The following is a 431-nucleotide window of genomic DNA, read 5'->3' as shown; positions in this document are numbered from 1 at the left end:
GAAGCAGGTGGTTGATATTGGAGGTCGTAATATCGCTATCATCACTGATGGGTTGTCCGGTTCAATTCAGTTGGTGAGCGGCAATTCTTTTGGCCACTGGTATGTCAGTGAAGTGAATAAAGAGCATTTGGTGGCTCGTCATAAGTTGGATGGGCGAATGGTTAATCTGGTGGTGTCCGAATGAGAAAGGTAAGTGTTCTTCTGTTGGGTTTGCTGTCAGGTTTCGTGGTGGCTTCGGAGCAGCGTTTAGTGGCTCCTTTGGAAGTTGAATCAATTCGCGTTGTTGATAGTCAGTTAGGTACTTCGAAGGTGGATTATCGCGTTGATGGTCTGGAGATCGAGTTGACGGCTGAAGATAAGGTGAAGGCGAGAAATTGGTATTTATCGGAGGAGGACTGGGCGAAGTATAAGTATGCGATGCAGTACACGCC

2 protein-coding genes are annotated in these 431 nt (G+C 47.1%); both read left to right on the top strand.

Annotated features, from left to right (window positions below; translation table 11 throughout):
- Nucleotides 1-184: hypothetical protein (locus tag AB4585_RS22915; RefSeq protein ID WP_372171108.1), on the top strand; the 184-nt coding region annotated here is incomplete at its 5' end.
- The coding region (locus tag AB4585_RS22910) for a hypothetical protein (RefSeq protein WP_372171107.1) at nt 181-431 on the top strand (251 nt) is incomplete at its 3' end. The genes AB4585_RS22915 and AB4585_RS22910, both read left to right, overlap by 4 nt.

Source organism: Vibrio sp. 10N.222.49.C9 (genome assembly GCF_041474985.1).
GTDB classification, from domain to species: domain Bacteria; phylum Pseudomonadota; class Gammaproteobacteria; order Enterobacterales; family Vibrionaceae; genus Vibrio; species Vibrio crassostreae_C.
The sequence above is the reverse complement of the archived record's forward strand: the minus strand, read 5'-3'. Positions and strand labels throughout refer to the sequence as shown.